The sequence below is a fragment of the Streptomyces olivochromogenes genome, assembly GCF_001514115.1.
Lineage (GTDB): Bacteria > Actinomycetota > Actinomycetes > Streptomycetales > Streptomycetaceae > Streptomyces > Streptomyces olivochromogenes.
In genome coordinates this window covers 277,724-296,381 of the sequence record NZ_KQ948464.1, presented here as the reverse complement: position 1 = coordinate 296,381, position 18,658 = coordinate 277,724, and the positions used below count along the sequence as shown (strand labels likewise).

General features: G+C 68.3%; 21 protein-coding genes. 17 read left to right on the top strand and 4 right to left on the bottom strand.

Annotated elements, in window-relative coordinates; translation table 11 throughout:
• A partial coding sequence (gene fxsT, locus AQJ27_RS32990; protein WP_067376490.1) for an FxSxx-COOH system tetratricopeptide repeat protein occupies window positions 1-1,973 on the bottom strand: 1,973 nt, incomplete at its 3' end.
• 115 nt (window positions 1,974-2,088) lie between these two features.
• Between fxsT and AQJ27_RS32985 the strand changes: the two genes are divergently transcribed.
• The gene (locus tag AQJ27_RS32985) at window positions 2,089-2,622 is read left to right on the top strand and encodes a hypothetical protein (protein WP_067376487.1); all 534 of its coding nucleotides are present in this window, start codon (window positions 2,089-2,091) and stop codon (window positions 2,620-2,622) included.
• Window positions 2,623-2,832: 210 nt separating this feature from the next.
• On the opposite strand, the gene AQJ27_RS60875 is transcribed toward AQJ27_RS32985, so the two are convergent.
• Window positions 2,833-3,474 (bottom strand): hypothetical protein, encoded by a 642-nt coding sequence (locus tag AQJ27_RS60875; RefSeq protein WP_159064445.1) that lies wholly within the window; start codon window positions 3,472-3,474, stop codon window positions 2,833-2,835.
• 154 nt (window positions 3,475-3,628) lie between these two features.
• On the opposite strand from AQJ27_RS60875, the gene AQJ27_RS32975 reads away from it, so the two are divergent.
• The 3 genes from AQJ27_RS32975 (at window position 3,629) to AQJ27_RS32965 (ending at window position 5,828) form a co-directional block, all read left to right on the top strand.
• A complete protein-coding gene (locus AQJ27_RS32975; RefSeq protein WP_159064444.1) occupies window positions 3,629-4,567 on the top strand; it encodes a hypothetical protein in 939 nt (312 codons plus the stop codon).
• A 231-nt stretch (window positions 4,568-4,798) separates the two neighbouring features.
• Window positions 4,799-5,260, top strand: a complete 462-nt coding sequence (locus AQJ27_RS32970) for a GntR family transcriptional regulator (protein ID WP_067376481.1) — start codon at window positions 4,799-4,801, stop codon at window positions 5,258-5,260.
• 1 nt (window position 5,261) lies between these two features.
• Window positions 5,262-5,828 carry an HD domain-containing protein gene (locus tag AQJ27_RS32965; protein ID WP_201264375.1) on the top strand — a complete coding sequence of 189 codons (567 nt, stop codon included), beginning with the start codon at window positions 5,262-5,264 and terminating at the stop codon, window positions 5,826-5,828.
• On the opposite strand, the gene AQJ27_RS32960 is transcribed toward AQJ27_RS32965, so the two are convergent.
• Together AQJ27_RS32960 and AQJ27_RS32955 are read right to left on the bottom strand one after the other, a co-directional pair.
• Window positions 5,816-6,289 carry an NUDIX domain-containing protein gene (locus AQJ27_RS32960; RefSeq protein WP_067376475.1) on the bottom strand — a complete coding sequence of 158 codons (474 nt, stop codon included), beginning with the start codon at window positions 6,287-6,289 and terminating at the stop codon, window positions 5,816-5,818. The genes AQJ27_RS32965 and AQJ27_RS32960 overlap by 13 nt on opposite strands.
• 2 nt (window positions 6,290-6,291) lie before the next feature.
• Window positions 6,292-7,008, bottom strand: a complete 717-nt coding sequence (locus AQJ27_RS32955; protein ID WP_235613669.1) for an XRE family transcriptional regulator — start codon at window positions 7,006-7,008, stop codon at window positions 6,292-6,294.
• A 491-nt stretch (window positions 7,009-7,499) separates the two neighbouring features.
• Here AQJ27_RS32955 and AQJ27_RS32950 point away from each other — a divergent pair, with 491 nt between their 5' ends.
• The 13 genes from AQJ27_RS32950 to AQJ27_RS32890 all read left to right on the top strand — a co-directional run bounded on the left by AQJ27_RS32950 (window position 7,500) and on the right by AQJ27_RS32890 (window position 18,639).
• Complete coding sequence (locus tag AQJ27_RS32950; protein WP_067376470.1) at window positions 7,500-7,811, top strand: hypothetical protein; 312 nt, start codon at window positions 7,500-7,502, stop codon at window positions 7,809-7,811.
• On the top strand, window positions 7,808-8,152 hold the full coding sequence (locus AQJ27_RS32945) for a hypothetical protein (protein ID WP_067376467.1): 345 nt from the start codon (window positions 7,808-7,810) through the stop codon (window positions 8,150-8,152). The genes AQJ27_RS32950 and AQJ27_RS32945 overlap by 4 nt, the downstream gene beginning before the upstream one ends.
• Window positions 8,145-9,194 (top strand): coiled-coil domain-containing protein, encoded by a 1,050-nt coding sequence (locus AQJ27_RS32940; protein ID WP_067376464.1) that lies wholly within the window; start codon window positions 8,145-8,147, stop codon window positions 9,192-9,194. Before AQJ27_RS32945 ends, AQJ27_RS32940 begins: the two co-directional genes overlap by 8 nt.
• Entirely contained in the window at window positions 9,194-9,577 is a 384-nt protein-coding gene (locus AQJ27_RS32935; protein ID WP_067376461.1) for an RRQRL motif-containing zinc-binding protein, read from the top strand. The genes AQJ27_RS32940 and AQJ27_RS32935 overlap by 1 nt, the downstream gene beginning before the upstream one ends.
• A 29-nt stretch (window positions 9,578-9,606) precedes the next feature.
• Window positions 9,607-9,834, top strand: a complete 228-nt coding sequence (locus tag AQJ27_RS32930; protein ID WP_067376458.1) for a hypothetical protein — start codon at window positions 9,607-9,609, stop codon at window positions 9,832-9,834.
• A gap of 84 nt (window positions 9,835-9,918) precedes the next feature.
• Window positions 9,919-11,487, top strand: a complete 1,569-nt coding sequence (locus AQJ27_RS32925) for a hypothetical protein (protein WP_067376455.1) — start codon at window positions 9,919-9,921, stop codon at window positions 11,485-11,487.
• A 1-nt stretch (window position 11,488) separates the two neighbouring features.
• Window positions 11,489-13,603 carry a hypothetical protein gene (locus tag AQJ27_RS32920; protein ID WP_067376452.1) on the top strand — a complete coding sequence of 705 codons (2,115 nt, stop codon included), beginning with the start codon at window positions 11,489-11,491 and terminating at the stop codon, window positions 13,601-13,603.
• 242 nt (window positions 13,604-13,845) lie between these two features.
• A complete protein-coding gene (locus AQJ27_RS32915) occupies window positions 13,846-14,151 on the top strand; it encodes a hypothetical protein (RefSeq protein ID WP_067376450.1) in 306 nt (101 codons plus the stop codon).
• 16 nt (window positions 14,152-14,167) lie between these two features.
• Complete coding sequence (gene ssb / locus AQJ27_RS32910) at window positions 14,168-14,626, top strand: single-stranded DNA-binding protein (protein ID WP_067376446.1); 459 nt, start codon at window positions 14,168-14,170, stop codon at window positions 14,624-14,626.
• Between the two features lie 156 nt (window positions 14,627-14,782).
• Window positions 14,783-15,709: a bifunctional DNA primase/polymerase gene (locus AQJ27_RS32905; protein WP_235613668.1), complete on the top strand. Its 927-nt coding sequence runs from the start codon at window positions 14,783-14,785 to the stop codon at window positions 15,707-15,709.
• A 190-nt stretch (window positions 15,710-15,899) separates the two neighbouring features.
• Window positions 15,900-17,129, top strand: a complete 1,230-nt coding sequence (locus tag AQJ27_RS32900; RefSeq protein WP_067376444.1) for a DUF3631 domain-containing protein — start codon at window positions 15,900-15,902, stop codon at window positions 17,127-17,129.
• Between the two features lie 167 nt (window positions 17,130-17,296).
• Window positions 17,297-17,494 carry a helix-turn-helix domain-containing protein gene (locus AQJ27_RS32895; RefSeq protein WP_067376440.1) on the top strand — a complete coding sequence of 66 codons (198 nt, stop codon included), beginning with the start codon at window positions 17,297-17,299 and terminating at the stop codon, window positions 17,492-17,494.
• Window positions 17,494-18,639, top strand: coding sequence for a tyrosine-type recombinase/integrase (locus AQJ27_RS32890; protein WP_067376437.1), 1,146 nt, complete (start codon window positions 17,494-17,496; stop codon window positions 18,637-18,639). Before AQJ27_RS32895 ends, AQJ27_RS32890 begins: the two co-directional genes overlap by 1 nt.
• The last annotated feature ends 19 nt before the right edge of the window (window positions 18,640-18,658 follow it).

Genomic DNA, 18,658 nt, shown 5'->3' with positions numbered 1-18,658 from the left:
TCCTCGTGCATGCGGCGGGCCTCCGCGTGCCCCCCCAAGTAAGCCAAGGTGGTGCTTGCATCGTTGGCGGAGTGCAGGGTGTCGGGATGGTCCTCACCCAGAACACGGCGGCGACGGATGTAGGTGTCCTCAATGATGGAGCGGGCTTTGGCGTAGTCGCCGAGGTCGACGCTCGCGTGCCCCAGATACTGCGCACAGGTGAGGGTGTCGGGGTGATCTGGCCCCAGATCAGTGCTCCATGCCTGATGCAGTGCCGTGGCGAGGCCGTAGGCGGCGCGTGGCAGACCGCTGCGGATGAGGAAGTGAGCAGCTTCCAAGAGCGTGGCGCGCAACCCGGGTTGGCTGGCGACCGCGGTGGTGACGTGAGGCGTGGTGAGGTGGGCGGTGAGGGAGGCCCACGTCGGCCAGTCGGCCGGAGATTGCGGGTCGCCAGGGTTGACTGCCGCAAGGACAGTGGTGACGTCGTCGCAGATCGCTGCGGCCTGGTCAGGACTGGGCTGGGTGCGAAGGATGGCCTGGGTGAGGCGGTGGATTTGGAAGGTGTCGAAGTCGGTGCGGGCCAGTCCGAAGCGGCCGAGGTGCTGGAGGGCGTTGCGCAGCCACATCGGGTCGTCTGGGTCGCCGGGAATGGTGGTCAGGCGGGGGCGAGCTGTTTCCAGCCATGCAGTGGAGATGGGGTCGGGGCCGAGGAAGGCGCTTAGGCGGAGCAGGGCGGTGGCATCGGAGTGGCCGTCGTCCATGAGGCGGGTGGTGGCGATGTTGACCGTCGCGGCTAGCGGCGCGGGGTAGTCGCGGACGTCGCTCTCCTGCAGGATGCGTGCGGTGTTGGTGGTCAGAAGCTGACGGTAACGGTCCAGGGACATGCCGCCGCGCAGGACTCCCGCGGCTTGGGCGAGGGCGAGGGGAAGGTCGCCGAGGTCCCGCGCCAGGAGATCGGCCTGCCCTGTGGTGATTCCCGGGATACGACTCTGGAGGTAGGCCTGGGAGTCGGTGCGAGTGAACACGTTTAGGTCGCTCTGGTGAGCGATCCCGTGCCAGTCGGGGTTACGCGAGGTGATCACAACGTGGCCGGGACCCTCGGGGAGCCAGGGCTCGATCTGATCGGGCTGGTCAGCGTTGTCGAGAATGAGAAGCCAGCGGTGCCGTGTCCGCAGATGTTGCAGAAGAGCATGGGCGTTGGCCTCGGAGCCGGCGTCGGATTTGGCGATGCCTATGCGGTCGGCAAGTTCGGTGTAGCGGACGGGCAACTGGTCGGCCTGTTCGGCATCGACCCACCACACGAGGTCGTACTGGCTGGAGAATCGGTGGGCGTACTCCAAGGCAATCTGGGTCTTTCCGATGCCGCCCATGCCGTGAAGCGCCTGGACCACGGCCTGGTGTCCGCTGAGCAACCCGGTACGAAGCTGGACCATTTCAGCCTCGCGGCCGGAGAAGTCGGGGTTGCGGCGGCGGACGCTCCACACCTCGGGCAGACCGACGCTACTAGGCATCCTGGGACGTTGTGGGTCGGGTTCCGTATCCGAATCGGGCGATGCGGCGCCGGGGAAGGCAACCGGACCAGGAGGGGAAACCGGTCCATGGACGGCTTCGAGCAGGGCGGCAGCGGCGGCGGGCTCGTCCAGCCCGTGGAGGCCCTGGTACAACCTATTCCTCAGGAGGGCGGGGATGTCATCGTCAGCCAGGGCTTCGATCGCTACCGGAACGAGCCGTCCCCGTGTGGCCACGGTGGCCGACCACTCGTCCCGGGTCCATCGCTCAGCGGCGAAGTACTCCTTGGAGAACAGGGCCACCACCGCGTCGGCCCCGTGGAGAGCGAGATTCATCTTCTGGACGAAGTCGTCCCCGGTCTGCCAATCCCACCGGTCCAGCTCGACCTGGTGTCCGGCCCGCTTGAGCTGCCAGCCGACCCACTCCGCCCAGGCTCGGTCCGGGCCCGCGTAGCTGACGAAGAACCGTTGCGTGGTGTCGGTCACCTTTGACCCCCGAATTCCCTGGCGCTTCTTATGTGGAGCACGGGCCATGATCTCGCGTATAGCGTGGGACAGGGCGGAGAACGCCGAGATCCCGTTGGCAGGAAGAGGGAGCACAATGACCCAGACGCCGAAGAACATTGAAGTCAGGTTGAAGCTGCCGATGCTGGAGATCGCAGGCAGCTGGGAGCCGAACGACGCGGAGCGGCGCGCCGCCTGGGAGCTGTACGTGGAACTGATCACCCGCGTCTCCGTGGTGCCGCTGCGGGAGGACGAGGGCCTGCTGCGGGAGGCACTGACGAGTCTGTACTCACTCTTCGGCACCACCCGTGAGATCTTGCGCCGCCACGGGCCGCAGATCGCCGAACCGAAACGGAGCGGCCAGTACAACTTCGGCTACCTGGCCGTGGCCATGCTCAACTACGGCGTGCGCCCGCTTCTGGCCACCTGGCACCCCGCCCTGGAGGACTGGGAGAGTCGCCGCCCCACCGACTGCTCCCGTCGCGACCACGAACGCGCGTGGCCCCAGGCCGATGAACTCCGCGCCGCCCTGAACGACACCCGCCGCAACCTCGCCGTATATGCCGACCTCCTCGCCACCGCCTGCGGCGTGCCCAACCTCCTCGGCGCCTATCCGAGCCCCCGCTCCTGATGCATCACGAGGCGGAACCCGGGTGCGCCTCCTGATCGTGGGTGAGCATTGGCACCCGTTTCTAGCCGCCCTGGCTCGACTCGGCAGCAGAATTACAGCGGGGTCCACAGTCCGCTCACGCTCACTGCGCACGATGCAGAAGTCGGTTAGTGGTCCGCAGTTCCCTGGCCCCACCGGCCGTACTGGCCACCTCGGCGTGAGCCTCGGAGGCTAGGCCCTCCTGCGCGGGACTGGAACGGCGATGTATAGCTGCCGGAGACCATGCATGGCGGCATGGAACGCAGCAGCGATTTCCCGCGCCTTCTGCTCGCTCTTGATCGCCCATATAGAGATGTAGTCAGGTGCAATGTTGGCCTGCGTCACCGTGCCGTCAGATACCAGTACTTCAATCGCAGACCGTAGGACGGCGACTGCCTGCTCCGGGATGGTGGGCCCACTGCTGGAAAAGGCGTCAAGCTCCACCTTCCAGCGCGACCCCTGGCGAGCGATGCATACAAAGATCGCGTCGTTGGCCTTGGCGCTCCTGTAGGCCGCGCGGTGAGCTTCCGGCTTGGTGCAGTCGGGGATGAGTGCAGCGGGGAGAGGTGTTCCAGGCGTCGGCATGCTGACATCGTCCCAGGGACTCACACCGTTAATCAGGCGAACTCCCGCCATCGCAACCGACCCCACGCCGCCTGTACGGGCCGTCGATGACCTGAACTGAGAGCTCCCGGTCGCGACTAGAGGGCCCAGCTCTGCTTCCTCAGCGACTCGCGTCGCCGAGGAAGCGACCGAGGCGCCGAGATGAGGGGCGAGGACGGCCGTGGCGAGGTCCTGTGCGAGGGCCACGAGGGTCTCGATGGCGTCAGCCACGTACCGGTGGACGATATTGACTCCGACGCCGAACCCGGCAGCGAGCTGGGCGTATGTGTGACTGCACCGCCGTGGCACATGATTTCCTTTCATTCCGCTGATGTGACGGTGCCTCAGCGGTTAGGCTGCCGCCCCTGATCGAGGGGGGCGCAAGATGCGCATGACGGTGGCCGGTAGCGACGGCGGCGAAGAAGAACCGGGGCCCAGGGCGGCACCCCTCTTTTCCCCTTCCGCTCCCTCATGGGACGAACTTGCGGTGGCCTCGGAGCGACGTCAAAAGAGAAGACGGGCCTCCGTCATGTTCCTTACAGGGGTCGCGGGTTGCCTTGCCGTAATTAGCATTTCTCTCGCAATATTCGACGCGAAATCGAACAGGCAAGATTCAAAACAGCAGGTCGAGCCAATCGACTTGACGCCCATTGCGTGGACCATCACCGCCGTTCTCATCGCCGCCATCATTGTTGGCGTTTTTTACTTGATGACTCGACGGGAGTACATGAAGAACCAGAACCAAGGCTTCGATGCAAAGCTGCAAGCTCAGAAGGAGTACCACCGGCAAGCCCTCGAAAAGCTCCGTAAGGCCACTGAGCTGAATACCTTGATGGAACTCAATCAAGGCCAGATCGGCGCCTACCATAAGATCGTGACCGAGCAAGCCGACAAGTCATTCAAATCATCCCGCACGGCAATGGGGGTGGGGCTTCTTCTGCTTGTGTGTGCCGCTTTCGGCGGGGCCTACGTTCCGCTGGAACAAGTGCGCTGGTTCATTGGCGCCCTCGCCGCATTCAGCACAATGCTATCCGGGTATCTCACCAAGACGTACCTTGCGATGTATAAAGAATCCATCGGACAATTGAACCGGTACTTCGATCAACCGGTGTTGAACAGCTACTACCTGACAGCCGAGCGTCTTGCTGAAGTGCTCAAGGATGAGCAGGCGGTCGAAGTTCGGCGCCAGATCATCAGCCATGTGCTCAAGACCAGTTCGCGAATGGGCGGCACGCCGAACGAACCAAGGTCCAAGGGCGGCAAGTTGAAGCCGAAGAAGCCCCGCCCGCCGAAGCAGCGAAGCAGCTCCAGCGAGCAAGTCTGATTCACGAGAAGTTGGCCCCACGCTTCGGCACCAGAGGTATGACATCCACCCACGGCCCGCCACCAGGTCCCGCGGGCCGCCGCCGTCACTCATCAGTCGCTCACCTCCGACTTCGAGCGGGCCGTCGTCGCCCTCGCCCCGCACGCCGTGGGGAGCTCGCAGCGCTGCCGTGGGATGAGACCCGCGTGGGAAGCTTGAGCTTGACGAGAGGCAGACAGGAAGGGAGAGCGCGTGTCGGAGCATGCCAGTCCTCGGGGGACCTTTCTGAAGGTCGCGGACGCGATGAAGGCTCAGATCGCAGACAACCCGGAGATGACGGAGTTTCCGTCAGCCGCAGACCTGATGCGCGACTACGACGTCTCCCGCGGGGTCGCGCTACGTGCCTTCAGCGTCCTGCAGAAGGACGGAGTCGCCGAACCGGTGCCTGGAGGACGCTGGCGAGTGATCCGCGAAGGACAGCGATCCGACAGGCGAGCCTTGGAAGAGCAGATCTGCGACATCATCGTGGATGAGGAGCTTGAAGTGGGGGCACCCTTCCCAAGCGCGTCCGTACTGGCCGCCAAGTTCAGAGTCTCGCGCCCCACTGCGACCAAGGCTCTGGACAAGTTGGAAGCCGCCGGCGTGCTGGCGAGTGAAGGGCAAGGCAAGGTGCGGACAGTCCGTGCCGTACCGATTCGAGAGGAGCGTTCTTAGCTTGTCGGAGCTGACGGAGTGGGCCTATCCGCTCGCTGAATCGCTGCTCGCCGAGCCGCTGCCTCGGCGGTGGAAGCACTCGCTGGGGGTCGCCGAGCGCGCGCGTACCATCGCGCCCGTCCTGGGCCAAGATGCCGAGTTGCTGGAAGCCGCAGCCGTGCTTCACGACATCGGCTATTCGCCGGACCTCGCCAAGACCGGCTTCCACCCGCTCGATGGCGCCCGCTACCTCCGGGACGTGGCCGACGCCGACGAACGGGTTGTGCACCTGGTGGCGCACCACTCCTGTGCCTGGATGGAGGCAGAGGCGCGAGGCTTGCGCGAGGAGTTGGAGGGCGAGTTTGCCCGCGAGAGCGCACACCTAAATGACGCTCTCTGCTACTGCGACATGAACACCACGCCGGACGGCACGCCGACGAATCCCGTGGACCGGATCAACGAAATCACCGGACGCTACGGGCCGGACAGCCTGATCGGTACGTTCATCCGCCGCGCCGAACCCGAGATCCTGGCGAGCACGGCCCGCGTTCTCGAACAGGTCGCTGCCGCCAAGCGTCAGCCGATGTAGGGAGCCGTCCGCGTGCGGTCCATCGCGTGCTCGATCCGGAGCCGCATGGTGGGGTGCACATCCAGCGTCGACAGGTCCGCGGGGGCGACCCAGCGGACCTGTGTCGTCTCGTTGCTCGTACGCACCTCGCCACCGACCGGCCGCGCGCGGAAGCAGATGCTGAACTGCTGGCGGACCTCGCCATCGTCGTATCGCATCACGTGCCCAGGGTCGGTGTAGACCCCGGACATGCCGACGACTTCCGCCTTGATGCCCGTCTCTTCCCAGACCTCGCGCACGACGGTGTCACTGATGGACTCCCCCACATCGTGGCCACCGCCGGGCAGCGCCCAACGGCCGTTGTCGGACCGCTGGATCATCAGCACCTCCCCCGCGTCGTTCTGGACGAACGCCACCACCGAGGGCACGACCGAATTGGCCGGCGGAGCGTCGGGGTCGTGCAGGTAGTCGATGCGTCCCATGTTCAAGCTCCGGTGATGTCGCGGTCCGTGATGTGGCGAGCGCCGCCCCAAGTCTGTTCGATGCTATTCGCGTACGTGTCGAACAGGCCGCCGCCCGGCATGCGACGCAGATGGAGGACAGGGGCCAGATAGGCGCCGATGCCGTAGACGTGCGGGTTCACGAGCATCTCGTCATCAGACCGATAGATCGAGTTGTAAAGCGTCGAATCGTGCAGCCGGAAGCCGATGTCTGGGTGGCTCTCGAAGAGGGGGCGATAGTTCAGCAGGGCGTTGCGGATCTTCCCGTCCATGATCTGGTGCCCTTCGTCTATGCCGCGTTGCCGGACCGCTTCACAACCGGGGTCCCCAAGCAAGATTCGCACCTGCGTAGTCCCAGCCACCTTTGCCTTCAAGAGGTCGTGAAACAAGGGATCTTCCGACAGGAACAACCCGGAGTAGACGAGCACATCTAGGTGGTTCTCCGCCCGCGCGTAGATCTCGCGCCAGAGTCCCGCGGGCACCGTATGCCGGTGCGGGTAGACCGCGACGATCTCAGCCTTGCTCAGATCCATCGCACTGTCGACGGTGCGGCTGTCTTCCCACAGCGTGGTCACGTCGACCTTGAGTACTGAGGCAGTCGCGTACTGATGGCGCCGGTACGGCGCTTTCCCCTGAGTGATCCAGCGCTCGACTGTCTTCGGGTTGACCTCGATCGCTTCCGCCAAGTCCTGGACGCTCATGCCTCGCGCCAGGAGAGCGGACCGCAAACGCTCATTGGACATCTGCACTCCCGATGGGACTTCTAGGGAGCTCTTGACGGTAGCCAGATCGGGGTGAGCTGTCCACGCATGGGGTCACCAACTCCCCTGACCTGCACCGATTCTGATGGTGCGCCAAGACGTCCCGGCGCGAAGCCAAGGAAGTTCCGTCGCCGCACTTGACGGAGCCCTATGCAGTACCTGTAAAACAGGTACTGCATCAGCAACATCCGGAGAGCAAGGCCCGGATACCACGTTGCCAAGAACTCAACAGAGTGCCGACCCAGCCGCCTGCACACGGGCGGTCGATGGGCCGATGTGAGCCCGAGCGCTCACGGTCCCTGACGCCCTTCTGCCGGGCGTCGGGGGCCGTGGCTGCTCGGCCGAGCAGATCAAAAACAACGGCGCGCCCCCCGGAGCGGCAACTCCGAGGGGCTGTTCGGGCCGTTCCACCGACTAAGGAGACACGACCCATGAAGTGCATCGTTGCTGGTCATGAAGCCGTTACCGCGACGGAGTTCGCGGAGTTGGCGTTCGGTATCGATCTGGAGCTGTTCACCGGTCCGGCCGTGGAGTCCGAGCAGGAGCGGGCAGTGCGGCTGGCCGTGGCGCGCGAGGTGCTCGCGGAGTTGCGGGAGTCGGACCGGGAGGCCGCGGCGTACGCGGAGGCGTTGCTGCGGACGAGCCCGCTGAAGGACGCGCGGGCTGCTGCTCGCCGGCCGCGCCAGACGTCGTCGCACCGTCCGGTGCGGCGCCACGCGGTGGGCATGGCGGTGGCGGCATGAGCGAGAACCTGACGCTGGACGACCTCACCGTCCCGATGCGGGCGCTGCGCGTGCTGGCCGTCGACTTCCCTGACCTGCCCGCGCCGACGTTGGAGATTTCGACGATCTGGCCGAAGCGGCTGGAGCTGACGCTGTACGACGACCTGTCGCCGTTCGAGACATGGCGGGTCGCGCTGGGCATCGCCCCGGACGACGTGCAGTTCCGTGAACAGAGCGACGGCCGGACGTGGGAGTTGCAGGCGTCCGGTGAGTACGCCGGCGCGGAGCTGAAGCTCATCGCCTACGGCGATTCCCTCGACAGCCTGCGCAAGGACTCCGGGGATGAGGGCGAGGATGCTTGATTCCCTGACTCCGTCCCAGATCCAGTCCGCGGAGAAGACGCTCGCGGCCGGAACGTGGGCCATTACCGCAGGTGCGGTGCTGTTCTCCGTGCTGACCGTCACGCCCCTGGTGGAGCGGGTCACTCCCGCCGATTGGACATGGACGGCACCGATCCTGCCCCTGGTGGTCGACGCGGCCGTGGTCATCGTGGTCCGCCTCGATGCAGTCGTGGCGCGGCTGGGTGGGAGGTCCGGGCCGTGGCCGGCCGTGCTGCGCTGGATGACCGGCCTGATGACCCTGTTGCTCAATGTCGGTGACAGCGCTCTGAAGAACGATCTCGTCGGGGTGGCCGTGCACGCGGTCGCGCCCCTGCTGCTGATCGTCACCGCGGAAGCCGGATTGGCCTACCGGCGCGCGATCAGTGCCGCGCTGGAGCGCATCGAGCGTTCACGGGCCACCGAGCAGGCCGAGCGTGAACAGCGCGAGCAGGCCAAGCGTGAACACGAGCGGCAGACCCGTGAACACGCTGAACACGCCGCGCGCGAACACGCCGAACGGCTGGAGCGCGAGCGGGCCGAGCGCGAGAGCTCCGAGCGGGCCGCGGAGCGCGAGCACACCGCACGGATGGAGCGTGAACGCCTCGACCATGAGGCGGAAGTACGTCGTGAGCAGCGCGAATACGAGGACCGCATCCGGCGCGAGGCACAGGAGCGGGACGACGCGCTGCGGCGTGAACAGCGGGAGCAGGCGGAGCGTTCACGGCGTGAGCGCGCGGCCATCGACCCTCCCGCCCCCGCCGCCCAGGGCGCGGGTGAGGGGGAGGCCGTGAACACGGATTACCACCTCCCGAACGTCAGCTTGAACAGCGGCGAGCTGGTGCTCAGGAAGATGCCGGAGACCGAGGCCCGCTCCTACATCGCCTCGATCCGTGAGGGCGAGCGGACCGTGCGGCAGCTTGCCGAGGACACCGGCTGGTCGGTCGGCTGGGTAGCCGCTCGCGTGCAGGAAGCGCGCGAGGAGCGGGCCACCGAGCAGGCAGAGCCCGCTGAAGCGGTGGCCTGATGCCGGGGGTCTACGCCGACTGCTACGACCCGACCGGGCTCCGCTACGGCATCCCCGCCTACCCCTACCGCCTCGCCCCGAAGGGCCTGGCCACCCGCCGTCAGCTCCGTGCCCGGGGCTTACGTCCGGGCGGGCAGCCGATCGTCGCGCAGCTCATGCGGGTCAACCGGCGGGCCGGCGGCCACCAGGTCGCCTATCTCTACCGCATCGACCTGGCCAAGCCCGTTAGGCCGATGACCTCCCGCAAGTGGGGCGCGCTCGCGCTGGCGATGCTCGCCCGCCGCACCTGCCCCCGCTGCCGGCTCGACGTCGGCTACTGCATCCCCCGCCCGTACGGGATCTGCGGCATGTGCATTGCCGTCGAGGAACAGCGCACCGCCTGAACATCCACACTCTCGCGAGGAGTTGCTCTGTGAGCACCCCGACCACCGTCGCCGGTAAGGCCGTTGGCTTCCACTACGTCCTGACCGTCCAGACCCGCAGCGGCGAGCAGCTGACCGTGTCGTCGGTCGCCACCTTCGACCCCGCGTACTTCTCCCGCTCCCAGGCCTACCAGGAGATCCGGGCCATCGCCGCGGACGAGCTGGGCCACGGCGACTTCACCGTCCTGTTCTTCTCGCTGGAGCCGGACGCGTTCTAGCTCAGACCGGCGCGGCCCCGCGCTTGCAGGCCGAAGGGGCCGCGCCGGCACCCCGATCCCGCATTCGAGATGGAGCACTCCAGCATGACGGAACTCAGCACGGAACCGGTAGCCGTAGAGGCTGCCCCGACCGCACCACCCCCGCCGCCCGACACCCCGCCCGCCCCGACCCCTGCCGCGGCTGAGGTGGACCACACGCCCGGTGGCTGGCCGGTAGTGCCCCTGGCCCTGTCGGGTGCGAACACGACCGTGGGCATGGTCGCCGCCGCATCCCTCGCGGGCGGTCCGATCGCCGCCATGGTGGCCGCCACCGGGGCCGTCGTCCTCGGAACGGTCGCCGCCACCCGCTCCCACAAGCCCGGCACACGCCGCGAGCAACGGCGCGCTGCTGCCCGCGGCGCCGCCCGCACCATGGGCCTGCGCCATGGCGGCGCGGGCAGGACCGGGGGCGGGAGCCGTTCGCTCACCTCCCGCGCCGGGGGCAGGTCTGGCCGGGTGCCGGGCCAGCACCGCCGCGGGACGGGCACCGCCGCACGGCACGGCAGCACCGCTACGGGCGGCAAGACCCTCAGCAAGGCTGGTCACTCGTCCGCCAAGCGCGCGCATGGTGGTGCGGGTCAGGCTGCGGGTCGGGCCGGCCAGGTACGGGCGCTGTGCGCGGCGCAGCAGGCTGCGGCCGGCTCGCGGGCCGGGCAGCGGGCGCAGACCACCGCCGCCCGCCGCGCGGTCGCCGATGCCCGCCGCAACGCCAAGACCGCAGGCGGCGCCGGTTTCACCAGCCGTGCCGGGCGCGGGGGCGGTCTGGCCGGGCGGATGCTTGGTGGCGCGGCGCGTAGGGCCCGTGCCGTGCGGGATGCGGCGATCGCCAAGAACCGCGCCCGGCGGGATGACAAGGCTCGCGCCACGGTCGACGCGCAGCGCGGCGTAGTCCGCAAGGCACCCGCGAGGAGGGTGGCCCGTAGCGCGCTTTGGCGGTCTGCGGCCCGCTTCCACGGTCGTCGCCTGCTCGCCGCCCTGCTCGCGCTCCCGGTGGGCCTGCTGGGCTTCCTGACGAGTCCGATCGGCCGCAAGTTGAAGTTGCCGTGGCTGATCCATCCCGGTCGGCGCCTGTATCGGCGCCTGTGCCAGACCGCCCGCGAGCAGCGCAACGTCCGGGACGACGTGATCCGTGAGGAGCTGGGCGAGCGGGAGGAAGCGGCGGATGCCGAGGCCACCCAGGACGGCACCGAGGGCATCGCCAACAGCGTTCAGCGACCTGCCGTACGGGTTCCGACCAGCATGAACACGCCTGTCAGTGAAGGAGAGCACGTGTCCGGCTTCCGGTTCGAAGAGGTCGCTTCCGAGATGGAGCAGGCCGCCAACTCCTACGACCCCGAGGACGCCATGGAGATCCTCGCCATGGTCGAAGGCCTCCCGGCTGCGCTGACCAGCGTGGCGAACGTGATGAAGATCCTCGCCGAGCGTTCCGACAACGAGTTCCCGCTGGAGAAGGAAGTCGCGGACGCCTTCAACGACATTTTCGGCGCCCTGATGAGCGCCGTGGCCGTGGCGGAGGACATGGGCCCGCTGTTCAGGCAGGTCCACGCGCAGGACATCGCCCGGCACGAGGACCCCCGCAACGGCCCGCAGGCAGAGAAGGGTTGGAACGTCTGAGATGAGCACCGCCACCGCCAAACAGCAGGGCAGTGGCCCGGTGCTGGACTGGGCGGCTGGTCACGGACCTGTGACCGGCGCCCTGTCCGCCACCACCGGAGCCTTCGCCGTCGCCACCACCGGCGCCGCAACCGCCATGCCCCCGGGCTGGGCGCTTGCCGTCGGCGCGGCCGGCGCCCTCGGCCACACCATCGTTGGCCTGCGGGTCCGCAATGCCGGCCGCACGCTGGCCACCCGCGCCGCGTCCTGGCTCGTCGGGGCCGGCTGGACCACCTGGGCCATGACCCACGGTCCCCTGACCTGGGCCGCCCTCGGCTCGCTCGCCACCATCGGCGTGGGGATCGGCGCCGCCGCCCGCTCGACAGCGCTGTTCGAGGAGGCCCGGGAGGAAGAGGCCACCGCTGCAGCCGAGCGGCAGATCGCGCGGGAGTTGTCCGCGGAGCGCCGGGCGATCGCCGCGGAATGGGTGGAGCGCATCCAGCGGGTGTGCGGGATCACCGTGCGCGTGCTGGGTGTCGAGCAGTGGCCGACCGGGGCCGGGTTCTCCATCGATGCCGAGCTCCCCCAGGGCGGCGCCACCTACGCCAAGATCGCCGCCGAGTCGGCGAAGCTGTCCGCCGATGCGAGGCTGCCGCACGGCTGCACCGCCACCGCGTCCCCCGGCATCGACCAGGGCCGCGTCATCATCGACGTGACCACGGTCAACGTCCTTCAGGAAGAGCGCACCTACCCCTCCGACTACGGCACTCTGTCCCTGCTCACTGGGATTCCCTGGGGGTACCGGACGAACGCGGCGAGCATCCTCGCCTACCTGCGCGAGCAGTGCGCGCTGGTCGTCGGTCCGACGGGTTCGGGCAAGACGAACATGGTCCACACGATCCTGGCCGGGTTCGCCCGAGCCGAGGACGTGCTGACGTGGGTGATCGACCTCAACGCCGGCAGTGCTGGCCTGCCCTGGGTCCTGCCCGCGCTGAACAGGGAGATCGAGACCCCGGAGGGCAAGGCCGTGCGGCCGGGCATTGACTGGCTTGCCGGAACCTACGACGAAGCCATGGCGATGCTGGAGACCGCGGTCCGTGTCGCCAAGCAGCGCAAGATGGGCTACCAGGACCTCCTGGCCAAGGCCAATACGGATCTACTGCCCATCAGCCGGAAGATCCCTCAGATCATGCTGGTGATCGATGAGGGCGCGGAGATCCTCGCCAGCCCGGACCGGGCGATGCGCAAACTCGCGGAAAAGATCCTGGAAGTCATCCGCATCGCCCGCGCCATGGGCGTGCGCACCGTCCTGACCGCCCTCGGAGCCACCGGGGCAGTGCTGGGCAACCTGATGATCCGCCGGGAAGCCAAGGTCCGCGTCGCCCTCACCGGCGGGGAGACCGAGGGCATGGACCTGGGCAAGATGTTCCCCGGATCCCGCGGCCTGCGCGTGGACCAGGCCCCGTTCAAGGGCGCCGGGTTCATGGGCACCCCGGAGTCGCCGGCCGCGCTGTTCAAGGCGTGGCGCATCCTCCCGAACCAGATTCGGGAGATCACCGCGGCTACGTCCGAGCGGCACCCGCGGCTGGACGACATGTCCGCCAAGGGCGCCGGGCCCGCGTACGCGCGGCGCTGGGATGCCGAGCGAACCGCGTGGATGCGCGACCTCACCCCCGACAGCGGCGCCGGCATCGAGTCGTCCGCGGCGGCCGGGTCGGGGCTGAACCTGTCCGCACTGCGCAGCGCACCCGAAGCACCGTCGCACGAGGACGAGATGCTGCGCCGCTTCCGGGCAGAAATCGACGCACAGTTCGGCACCGCACCCGAGCCGACCGCGACGAGTGCCGAGCCCCCGGCGCCCGGTGGGCTGAACCTGTCCGCGCTCAACCGCGAGCAGGAGCAGGACAGCCCGGCGCAGCGGGCCGCGCTCGCCCTGCTCCTCGCCTCCGGGACCGAGGGCACCGGAGCGTCCGCGATCGCCCGCGCGCTCACCGACGAGTACGGCACCACCCGCCAAACGGTCGTCCGCTGGCTCCAGGAATGGTCCAAGGACGGCACCGCAGTACGCATCGGGGAAGGCACCAAGGCCCGCTACGTCCACCACGACAACGCCCCCGGGACACCTCCCGAAAGCTGACCTTGTCGCTTGTCGCCCCCGCCCGAAGAGAAGCCGTGCAACGCGTCGTGAGGGCTCGGAAACGGCTTGTGACCTGGGAGGCGACAAGCGACAAGACAAGCGACAAGACAAGACAAGCGACAAGCCACACGACAAGAGAGAGGACAAGCAACGCGACAAGCAACGCGACAAGCAACCCACCCACCACACGGGCCCGCGCCACCTGTTGGCGCGGGCCCGCGGCACACCCGAAGGAGCCCGCCATGGGCCACAACGACCCGCCCGGAATCATCGCCCCGCACATACCTGCCGACGCCTGGAACCGCGCGCAGGCGACCGGTCAACCGGTCGTCATCATCGCCGCGGCGACGAACGAGAACGCCATCACGCTGCGCCAGATCGTGGTCCCGTTCGCGATCGCCGGGGCCACGGTCCTCGGCGGCTGGGGACTGGTCACCGCGCTCTGCTTCCTACTCGATGCCGCCGCCCACACCGCCACCGTCATCGCCGGCGCCGCCGGACCCGTCGGCGTCGGCGGCATCACCCTCAAGCTCGCCCGCAAGCACTGACCATCTGGGAGACAGCATGTCGTTCGGAGAGACCCCGATCACCATCGTCGGCAACCTGACCGGCGACCCCGAGCTGAAGTTCACCGAGGGCGGCGCCGCGCTCGCGAAGTTCACCATCGCCGTCACCCCGCGCACCTTCGACCGCACCTCCAACCAGTGGAAGGACGGCACCACCGCGTTCTACCGCTGCGCCGCCTGGCGCACGCTGGCCGAGCGCATCGCCGACAGCCTCAAGAAGGGCTCCCGCGTGGTGGCCAGCGGGCGGATGCGGCAGCACGACTGGACCACCGAGCAGGACGAGAAGCGCTCCATGCTCGCCGTCGAGATCGACGACATCGGCGCCTCTATCCGGTTCACCACCGTGACCATCAACGCCAAGCGCGCCTCCCAGAACGGCCCCGCGAGCGACGACCCGTGGGCCAAGACCGGTGACATCCCGGGAGTCTCGCAGCACAGCGAAGAGCCCCCCTTCTAGCAACGCCAAGGGCGGCCCCCCATCTCGCCAAAGAATCCGGGGCCGCCCTTGTCCACCTGTCCCTTCAACAGACCTGTGGAGGTCTTCCAGCATGACGCAACCCACCGACATTCGGCGAGAGTGCGGCTTACCGCCGCGCTGGTCATGGCGGCAGGCGTGAGCGAGCCCCTGCCCGTGGCCCTGGAGAGCCTGCATCTGCTGGCTGCCGCTCTGCTCTCCGCAGAGCGCGGCTGGCCCGTCATCCCCCTGCACCCGAACACCAAGCGGCCCGCCGGGCACCCCGAGCGGGCATGCCCCCGCACCGGGCGCTGCGTCGGCGGGCACCGCACCCCGGAGCAGCGGGCGACCACCGACCCGGGCCTGATCCAGACCGCGTGGGCGAACCGCCCGTACAACGTCGGTATCGCCACCGGCCCGGCTGGTCTGCTCGTTGTCGATCTGGACGTGCCCAAACCGGAGGAGCAGGAAGGAGCGCCTGACGGCGCCACTTCTTTCAAGGCGCTCTGCGAGCGCGCCGGACAGCCGCTCCCGCTCACCTACCAGGTGCGGACTCCCAGCGGGGGCAGCCACCTGTACTTCACCGCCCCCGCCGGGATGCGGTTGAAGTGCAGCGTGAAGCGGCTTGCCCCGCACATCGACACCCGTGCCTGGGGCGGCTACATCGTGGCCCCCGGCAGCGCCACCGAGCAGGGCGCCTACGAAGTCGCCGAGGCGGCCCCTGTCGCCCCGCTTCCCGGGTGGCTCGACGCTCTTCTCACCGAGCGGGCTAAACCGGCGGCCGCGCCCGTCCCGACACCTGTGTGGGACGGCACCAAAGCCGCCCGCACTGCGCTGGAGCGGGAATGCGTCGTCATCCGGGGCGCCAGTGAGGGCGGCCCGAACGGGCGGAATAACACGCTGTACCGCAGCACCTGCAAGGTGGCCCGGTTCGTCGCCTGGGGCCACATCTCCCGCCCCACGGTCGAGGAGGCAATCCAGGCGGCGGGGGAGTCGACGGGCCTGCCGGCTGCCGAGTGCCGCACCACGATCCGCAGCGCCATGGAGTGGCTGATCGCCAACGCCACACCGCGGGAGGCCGTATGACCGCCCCCCGCTCCCCCCGCCTGGATTGCCCCATCCCCGCCATGGACGGCCCGCAGGACGCCGAACGGGCCTGCGGGGCAACGGGTGTGGGCGCCCGAGAGAAGTTCGCCCGTCAGGGCGTCCTTTCAGCTCTTCCCACTGTCCTCCGTATCGCGGGCACGGCCCGCTGCTCCGACAGGAGGTATGCCGCATGACCGCCACCATTGACGGGGCCGCGCTGCTGAATGAGGTGGAAGCCTTCCACCGCCGCTTCAACGTCTTCCCCCGGGAAGCCGCCTACGTCGCCGTGGCCCTGTGGGACGCGCACGCCCATCTGATCGAGTGCTTCGAGACGACGCCAAGGATCGCGTTCCTGTCCCCGGAGCCCGGGTCGGGGAAGTCGCGGGCGCTGGAGATCGTGGAACTGCTCACCCCCCGACCGGTCGCCACCGTGTCCGCATCCGCCAATGCCCTCTACCGGCTGGTCGACTCGGCCGAAGGACTGCCCACCGTGCTGTTCGACGAGGTGGACACGATCTTCGGTCCCAGGGCCGGCGCCGATGAGGCCCTGCGCGGCTTCCTGAACGCCGGATACCGGCGCATCGGCGGCGCCCTGCGCTGCGTCGGCGAAGGCTCCAACCAGAACGCGCAGGTCTTCGATTCCTACTGCGCGGTCGCCATGGCCGGGCTCGGGTCCCTGCCCAACACCGTTCTCACGCGCGCGGTCATCGTCCGCATGCGCAAGCGCGCCCCCAACGAGAAAGTGGAGCCCTACCGGCAGCGCACCCACGAGAAGCAAGGCCACGCCCTGCGCGAGCGCCTCGCCAAATGGGCCGACACCGTCCGCGACCGCGTGGCGAACGCGTGGCCCGAGATGCCCGAAGGCGTCACCGACCGTCCCGCCGATGTGTGGGAGCCCCTGCTCGCCGTCGCGGACGCAGCCGGGGGCGACTGGCCGGCACGGGCGCGGGCCGCCTGTGTGGAACTGATCAGCGCAGCCCACGACAACGACGAATCCTCCATCGGCATCAGGCTGTTGACGGACCTGCGAGACAAGGTGTTCTGCGGCGCAGACCGCATGCCGACCGCCGCGATCATCGAATGCCTGCTGCGCATGGACGACGGACCGTGGGGCGATCTGGACGACAAGCCGATCAACTCCCGCACTCTGGGACGGCTGTTGGGGCAGTACGTCACTCACGCGAACAAGCCGATCAAGTCGCGCGGCATCCGCACCCCGTCGGGCTTCCCCAAGGGCTACTACGCGGAAGACCTCGCGGACGCGTGGGTGAGGTACTGCCCTCCGCCCCCCGGAGAATCCGCCACGTCCGCCACGTCCGCCACACCGCAGGTCAGCGGGGGTGAATCCGTGGCGGATAGCGCCACAGCTATCCGCCACACGTCCGCGGAAACCGCCACACAGCCCGTCCTCGCCGGCTGACCAAACCGGCTCTCCCGGTGCCGCCGCATCCCCTGGGTGTGGCGGTACCTATCCGCCACAAAAACGCTATCCGCCACACGATCAAGGCTCTGACCTGCGATGTGGCGGCGTGGCGGACGTGGCGGATTCCCCAGAAGGAAGCCAACAGCCCCGTTTGGGAGGCCGCAGTGAGTTCCGCCCTGCCCACCACTCACCAAGCGCTCACGGTTCCCGAAGTGATGGAGGCACTGAGCCTCAGCCGTTTCAAGGTCTACGACCTCATCCGCTCTCGACAGCTCAAGAGCATCAAGATCGGCCGATGCCGCCGCGTGCCTGCCGATGCTCTTCGAGCCTTCATCAATGACCAGTTGGAGGAAGCCGCCTGATGGCACGCAAGAGGAATCCAAACGGCGCCGGCAGCATCTGGCAGCGCAAGGATGGCCGGTACGAAGCCCGTGTGTACGTTCCGCAGCCTGACGGCACCCGCAAGCGCAAGACGGTCTATGGCGCCACCTGGGAGGAGTGCGACACCAAACGCCAGGAACTGGTCCGACGCGACCGCCAAGGCATCCCCACGCCCACCCGCTCCGCCAAGCTCTCCGAGTGGCTGCCCTACTGGCTGAAGCACTACGTCGAGCCGCGCCGCAAGCTCAGCACGTACGACAAGTACGAGGCTCACGTGCGGCTCTACCTGGTCCCGATCCTGGGCCCCAAGCGGCTGGAATCTCTGAGCGTTGCCGACGTGCGCCGCTTCATCACTCGAGTGCAAGGCGCCCACACGGCCGCGACCGGGAAGGAAGCACACCGGGTGCTGCGCACGGCGCTCTCGGCAGCCGTCCGAGAGGAACTGATCACACGCAATGTCGCCGCGCTGGTGGAGCCGCCGCGCGTCAAGCAGCGGGAGATTCGCCCGTGGACGCTGGAGGAGACCCTGTCGTTCCTGGAGGCGGCACGAAGCGACCCGCTCTACGCCGCGTTCGTGCTCGCCGTCGCCATGGGACTGCGCCGCGGTGAACTGGTGGGCCTGCGCTGGTCGGACCTGGACTTGGACAACCGGGTGCTGCACGTGCGTCAGCAGACCCAGCGTCGCAGGGGCACGCTCTATGACGACGACCCCAAGAGCCGTCGCAGTCGGGTGGTTCCGATGCCCGCCCTGTGCCTCGCCCCGCTGCGGTGGCACCGGCTCCGGCAACGGGAGGCGTTCGCGCGTACCGGCGTCGCCTGGTCTGAGGACGGCCACGTCTTCGCGACGAGGAACGGCCGGCCGGTGGAGCCGCGGAACGTCTACCGGTCCTTCACTCGGGTTGCCGCAGACGCCGGGCTGCGGGTGGTTCGGCTGCATGATGCACGGCACGGCTGCGCGACGCTGCTGACTGCGGCCGGGGTCGCCCCGCGGGTCATCATGGAGATCCTCGGACACAGCCAGATCAGCATCACGATGGACGTCTACACGCACGTCGTGCACGACACGCAGCGGGAGGCGATCAGCCACATGGATCGCCTGCTCAAGCGCCGCCTGCCTGCTGCCTGAGAGGCGACTGCCGTCAAAT